Origin of the sequence: Methylobacterium iners (assembly GCF_022179305.1) — a bacterium.
In the GTDB taxonomy this organism is placed as follows: domain Bacteria; phylum Pseudomonadota; class Alphaproteobacteria; order Rhizobiales; family Beijerinckiaceae; genus Methylobacterium; species Methylobacterium iners.
Map to the genome: position 1 here is coordinate 1 of NZ_BPQP01000145.1, position 6794 is coordinate 6794.

At 62.2% G+C, this 6794-nt stretch carries 4 protein-coding genes; all 4 read right to left on the reverse strand.

Annotation, left to right across the window (positions count from 1 at the left end; all coding sequences use genetic code 11):
• Positions 1–44: 44 nt before the first annotated feature.
• A complete protein-coding gene (locus MFF55_RS26220) occupies positions 45–3023 on the reverse strand; it encodes a bifunctional diguanylate cyclase/phosphodiesterase (protein WP_238247137.1) in 2979 nt (992 codons plus the stop codon).
• Positions 3024–3288: 265 nt separating this feature from the next.
• Positions 3289–4836: a sensor domain-containing diguanylate cyclase gene (locus tag MFF55_RS26225; RefSeq protein ID WP_238247140.1), complete on the reverse strand. Its 1548-nt coding sequence runs from the start codon at positions 4834–4836 to the stop codon at positions 3289–3291.
• A gap of 702 nt (positions 4837–5538) precedes the next feature.
• The gene (locus MFF55_RS26230) at positions 5539–6507 is read right to left on the reverse strand and encodes an NAD(P)/FAD-dependent oxidoreductase (protein ID WP_238247142.1); all 969 of its coding nucleotides are present in this window, start codon (positions 6505–6507) and stop codon (positions 5539–5541) included.
• A 1-nt stretch (position 6508) separates the two neighbouring features.
• A partial coding sequence (locus MFF55_RS26235; protein ID WP_238247144.1) for a DDE-type integrase/transposase/recombinase occupies positions 6509–6794 on the reverse strand: 286 nt, incomplete at its 5' end.

A 6794-nucleotide genomic window follows, 5' to 3' on the forward strand; every position in this document is an offset into this window, starting at 1 on the left:
GCACGATCTCGAATCGTTCCGACCGCGCAACTGACGAGGCAGCGTTACGCAGCAACACGGACCTCGTCGCGGTCCAAGAATGTCGATAGTTCCCAAACGGACAGAGGCTTGCTGTAGTGGTAGCCTTGTATCTCGTTGCAGCCCTGCTGCCTGAGCGAAGCAAGCTGATCCTCGGTCTCGATCCCCTCTGCCGTGATCGTCATGCCGAGCCCCACACCCAGGTCAATGATGGCCCGGACAATCGCGGCCGTGCTCGGATTGCCGATGTCCTGCACGAATGAGCGGTCGATCTTCAGCTTGTCGAAGGGAAAGCGGCGCAGGTAGCTTAAGCTTGAGTAACCTGTCCCAAAGTCATCGAGGGCGGTGCGCACGCCCAAGTCCCTGAGGTGATGCAAGGTGTCCACCACGTCTGGACCGTCTTGCATCAGCACCGACTCGGTGATCTCAAGCTCCAGCCGATGGGCAGGTAGGCCCGAGGCTGCAAGGGCCTGCATCACCGTCTGGACCAGACCAGCGTTGCGAAACTGCATAGCTGACACGTTCACCGCCACGCGCATGTCACTCGGCCATGTCGATGCCGCGCGGCAAGCTGTTTGCAGAACCCACTCACCAATCGGAACGATCAGGCCGGTCTCTTCCGCTAAGGGAATGAACGCGCCTGGCGAGACAAGACCGTGAGCGGGATGCCGCCAGCGCACCAGCGCCTCCGCTGAGGAGACACGACCGCTCGCCGCGTTCATGATGGGCTGGTAGTGGACCTCGAACTCGCCGCGCGTGAGTGCGCCGCGCAGGTCCATCTCCAGACGCCGCTTCTCCTCTACCGCCTCGTCCATCGCGGCCTCGTAGAAGCGGCGCGTGTTCCGTCCGTCTCCTTTGGCCCGGTAAAGGGCCTGATCGGCCCGTCTGATCAGGGTCTCAGCGTCCGACGCGTCGCGCGGCGCGAGCGCGATGCCGACACTCACACCAACCTCGACCCGCTGACCTTGCGTGATGACTGGCTCTCTCATGACATCGATGAGGCGCTGTGCCATCGCGTCAGCGCTTGCGGGCTGATGAGCCCCTGCACGCTGAAGGATGGCGAACTCGTCACCGCCGAGGCGGGCGAGCGTATCACCCTCGCTCACGACGCTCTGGAACCGCCGTGCTACCTCCTTCAGGAGCGTGTCACCAGCCAGATGCCCCAGCGTGTCGTTGACAGTCTTGAACCGGTCGAGGTCGAGATACAGCAGTGCACACGAGCCGCCAGCCTCCGAGAGGTTGGCCAGGGCCTGATCCAGCCGCTCGCGAAACAGAAGGCGGTTGGGCAAGTCCGTGAGCCCATCATGGCAGGCGAAGTGCGCGAGTCGCTCCTCGCTTCCTTTCCGTGCCGTGATATCGATGTGTGTTCCGATGACCCGCAGCGCGCGGCCCGCCTCGTCTCGGCTGACGACGCGACCGCGTGCCAGCACCCAGGCATAGCTGCCATCCTTGCGCCTGAGCCGGTGCTCGCACTCGAACAGCGGCGTCAGACCCTTCAGGAGCGCGTAGAACTGCCGAGTTGCGCTTGCGCGGTCCTCTGGGTGGATGAGGCTGACCCAGGTCTCGACGCTGACCGCGATTTCGCCCGCTCCATACCCGAGCATGCTGAGAAGGCTCGCCGAGAACCAGAGTTCTTCCGGTTGAGTGCGCCAGTCCCAAACCCCGTCTGTCCCGCTCTCCAGGGCGAGAGCAAGCCGCTCCTCGCTGGTGCGGAGACGTTCCTCACCCTGACGCTTGTCCGCCTCCAGAGCCTTGCGCCGCGTGATGTCGCGCACGCAGGCCACATAGCCATCCGGCTTGCCCGTAAGTGGGTCCAACGTGACGTTGATGGAGGTTTCGACCCAGACCCAATGGCCCTCCTTGTGACGCTGCCGGGGAGCGTAGGTCACGCGTGACACCTCGCCCGAGACAATCTGCCCTTTAAGGGCATGGGTCATGGCAACATCGTCGGGGTGGAGAAAGTCGATGGCCTTCGTGCCGATGAGTTCAGCATCCGCGTACCCGAGAATGGCCTTGCAAGCGGGCGAGACGTAGCGCCGGGTGCCATCGAGATCGGCTCGCACGATCATATCAGTCGCGTTCTCGGCCAGCAGCTTGTAGCGCGCCTCGCTGCCCAGAAGCGACGTTTCCCACTGCTTGCGCTCAGACACATCCCGGAGAAAGGCGTTGAAGCTCAAATCGTGCGTCGCGGAGCGATCTGCCGACATTGCCATCTCGATAGGGAACTCAGTGCCGTCACGCCGCAAAGCCTTCAGGTTCAGCCGCCGCTTGCCGACAACCGCACTCTCGCCGGTCTGAAGGTAGCGCCACAGACCTGTGGCGTGGGCCGCCCGATGCCGCGCGGGCACGATCAACTCAGCTAATGAACGACCGAGCGCCTCCTGCTCGGACCAGCCAAACATGGTGTCTGCGGCCGAGTTCCAACGCGTGATCACACCCGCGGCGTCGATGCTGATGAAGGCATCCTGCGCGGTATCCAGCACGTGCTGGTAGCTCTCCGCCTGCTGGCGTGCGTCGCGTTCGGCCTCGTACAGGCGCAGATGAGCGAGGACGACGGCGGCAAGGTCCTGAAGCTGCTGACGCTGCGCAGCGTTGAAGCTCCGCGGAACCGTATCAATCAGACAGACAGTGCCAACTCGGATGCCCGGCCGAAGAATGAGTGGTGCACCCGCGTAGAACCGGATGCCAGGCTGGCCGGTGACGAAAGGATTGGCGGCAAATCTGGCGTCCTGGGTTGCGTCCTCGACCACGAGAAGTTCGTCGGACTGGATTGTGTGCGTGCAGAAGGTGATGTCGCGCGGCGCACTCTCACCGACAGACCCGCAGCGCGCCTTCTGCCACTGTCGATCCGCGTCAACCATCGTGATGGTCGCGATGGGCACGGAAAACAGGGCCTGAGCCGTTCGACAGAGTGCATCGAAGTGAGCCTCGGGCGGCGTATCAAGGATGCCCAGATCGTGAAGCGCCTTCAGGCGCTCGGCCTCGTGGGCGTGCAGGGAAACCATGCCTACTCTCGCTGCGCCAGACCTGCCGCGTTAAGCGAAGGCTCCCTGCTGGCGATCACAAGATTGTGTACGATCAGACGTTAATGAGGATTTGCAGAACTATCATATGTTGGCCAGCCGCGCTTTTACCTTAAGCGGCTCGCCGCGCTTGGGTGCGGGGAGCAACTGGACCAGTGGATCAGCGCACGCGTGGAATGCTCGATCAAGCCATGATGCTGCTGCATCATGGGCATCGGTCCATACAAGGGTGCAGTGGTTGCGCCGCCTAGGTAGATGCTGAGGTTCCGTGTAGCACCCGGAGCACCGTACGCTTGCGGGCAACGACCTCCGCATATGGTTCAGCGCATCGCGTCTGGTTTCGACCACCGGCTTTCGCCTCGTAGAGAGCAGCATCAGCCATCCGGTACAGATCGATCGGCGCCCCAAGGTCGGGACGTTCAGGCTCAAGAGTTGCGAGCCCGATACTGACCGTGAACGTGCCGGGTGTGATGCCCGCTGCGGCCGCCGCGAGTGCAGATACCTCCTCGTGAATTTTTTCAGCAATACGGAGCGCGCCCGCTTGCTCGGTCTCGGGTAGGAGAACGACGAATTCCTCCCCACCGACGCGGCAGACGAGATCCTCTGGTCGATGCACGCTGGCAGCCAGTTTCAGCGCGAATTTTTGCAGGACCTCGTCACCGATGGCATGACCGTACCGGTCATTGATACGCTTGAAGTGGTCGGCATCGATGATGAGCAGCGACAGCGCTGTCCGCTTCCAACGCGCACTCTCCCAGGCTTGCGCGAAGGCCTCGTCAAAACGGCGCCGATTCGGCAAGCCGGTAAGGAAGTCCGTCCGTGACATCCAAGTCAGCTGGGCCTGCACAGCGGTACGGCGGCGCAGCTCCACAACAAACAACAGGGAAAGGCCGAAGTTGATGCCGCAGAGTATCAACACGACTGTGCCGATGACAGTCGCCTTTGCCAGCCAAGTGGCCTCGATCCCTTTCGTCGCTAAAGCCACGTTTAGGATGAGCGGAAAGTCGCCGATCTGCGTAAAGGTGTAATGCCGCTCAACCCCGTCGCGCACTGAGGTGTCGATGAAGGTGCCCCTGCCTTCCCTGACAAAGCGATCGAATGTCGATGCACCTGCTATGTTTGCGCCAATATCTGACTCGACGAACGGATGACGCATGATGCGCGTTCCGTCACGATGGTAGAGGTTGATGGCATCGTCTTGGTCAAGACTGATTTGACTCAGAAGCTTGCTGAAGTAGGACAGCTGCATGGTGCCAAGCACTACGCCGCCGAACGAGCCATCGGGCTTGCTGATGCGGCGACTAAGGGGGATCATCCGTGCGCCGGTCAGGCGCGAGACCAGCGGTGTCCCGATGTACAGGCCCAGATCGTTCCGGAGCTTGTGGGCCTGGAAATAGTCGCGGTCGAGGTAGTTCGCCTTTCGCGGCGCAATCCCTGCCGCATCAATGGCAACGTCACCCTTCTCATCGATGACCAGCAATACGCCGATGTCCTTTGCAGACGCCGCACGATCGAACAGGACGAGCTGACGGATCTCCGGGGCCAGTTCCGCAACGCCGGGCACTCTGAGGTTTTCGACGACAGCACGCAGCGAAAGATCGAAGATCTCGACATTTCTCGCGATGTCTCGCTCCATGACCTGCAGCAGGTTTCTAGAGGTGTGCTCCGCCTTCAGCCAGGCATCCTTGCGCATGTCGAGGAGCATGAGCCCGGAGACTATCAACATCCCAAGCGGCACCAAAACGCCGAGGGTCAGCCATCTCCGGGATTGGTCGAAGGAAGGGAGTAGGCGCATCGCGACCCTTCGGCATCACGAAAGATTGCCATTACAAGCTCACGGATGAGGCTCACGTAGCCGTAAATAATTCCCTTTTGTGCTGGTCCACTTTCCTCCATGCATACTTAACGATTGTCTGGTAGGCTACTTACCTTGGGCATCTACCCGGAGGTTTGCCGCCGCGATCCTCTTGCAGGCTAGGCGCCGTCGTAGTTCGAAGGGCAAACGCCTCCAGCCCGTCGTCGCGCAGAACTGAGGCAATCGAGCCCCCGATCCTGTCGCGCGGCGCCATGGTGCGCGCCTAGGTCGGCACAGTCAGGCACTCTTCCAGCCTTCGCTCGAGGACAGTTGTCGAAGGCCACGGCGTCGAAGGTTGTGCTGGGCACGCTGCTGCCCACGATCGTCGTGAGCATGTTTCCGCGCGGCGCGCCGATCGACTGGAAGCTGAACGTCTGCTTTGGGACTAAGTGCCTGAGTCCACTTTCGACCCATTGCAGAAGGTCGGAAGGTCCGCTTCGAGGCGGCTTCTGCAAACGAGCCGTACGACTGGGCTGAATGGAATTGCGACGGTCTGCTTTCGGGCGGCGCGCTGCAAAGCAGCCGCCCCGCTAACAGCGTGAACCTCACCCACAACCAAGGCGGGTGCTCGGTGGCAGTCTGATGATGGCAGGTGTCGTGCTGGTCGCGCTCTCCTGGCCGCTGAAGGATGCACTGGGAAGCCTATGCGGAGCTTGGCGTCTTCTCGGCTCCATCGACCTCTTCCTCGGTCGGCAGTTCGCAGCGGTTGTGGATGTCCGTAGCCGCCATCGCTGCATGGCCCATCGCGACCACCACCTGATCAAGGCCGCGTACCACACCGCCGGCGGCATAGAGGCCCGGGATTGTGGTTCGGTTGTGCTCATCAACGATCAGCGCGCCTGTGCCGTCGTGTCTGGCGCCCAGGGCCAAGGCAAGTTCGGAACGAAGCTTCAGCCCGAGGGCGGAGTAGAGCACCTCGAAGCGGTGTTCCTCGCCGCTCGACGTGCGTAGCACCGTGATCCGATCGCCATCAGTGTCGAGGTCAATCACGGGATCATGGACAACCGTGATGCCGTGCTTCTCGACCCGCTCACGCTCACTCTCATCGAGATGCATGCCCTGACCCAGCGTCAGCAGCGTCACGTCGCGCGAGTAGGTGCGGGCTACGAAGACCGCTTCGCCCAACCCCTTGTCGCCGTAGCCGATCACAGCAATGCGCTTGCCTCGAGCCTCGTAGCCATCGCAAATTGGGCAATAGCGCACGAGCCCGCGCCGGATCGCATCGGGCAGCTGAGGAAGATCCGGCTCCACGTCGTCGGCCCCCGTTGCGAGCAGCACCCGGCGCGCCCGGATCTCGTGCGAAACGCCGGTCCCACCTTCCTCCTGAAAGCTTGCACGGAAGCCTTGCTCGACCCTGTGCAGCGTCGTGACGGTGCCCTTGACGATCTGCCCGCCGTAGCGCGCAACGTGCTCGCTCTGACGGGCGAGGATCTCCTGCCCCGAGATGCCGTCCGCGAAAACCGGTATGTTGTGGCTGGTTGGGATCCAGGCCGCACGGGAGTCGCCGGCATCCACCACCAGGAAGCGACGCTCGAAGCGGGCCAGATAGAGTGCAGCGGCATTGTCACGGGAAGCTGAGTGAGGTCGCAAACGGAGCAGCGTCTGTATCAACTCACGCCGCAGCAGTTGCTGTCTGCCATGCTTCCGCGGCTTCCGTTCGGAAGAGCTGAAGCGTGGGACGGGTGATCAGGTGGCGTTGTAGATAGAACGTGTTCTGGACCGCAGCATGCATCGACAGGAAGCGCTGAGCTGACCCTGCTGACGGGAAACCCTGCATCTTCCGCTCGCGTCGTCGGACAGGCTGGTGCGAGTTCTCCGCTCGGTTGTTCCGCCGCAAGCCCTGCTCGTGGCGCACTGACAGCCCGAGTTGCCGATGCGCGGCCGCATACGAGCGGAGC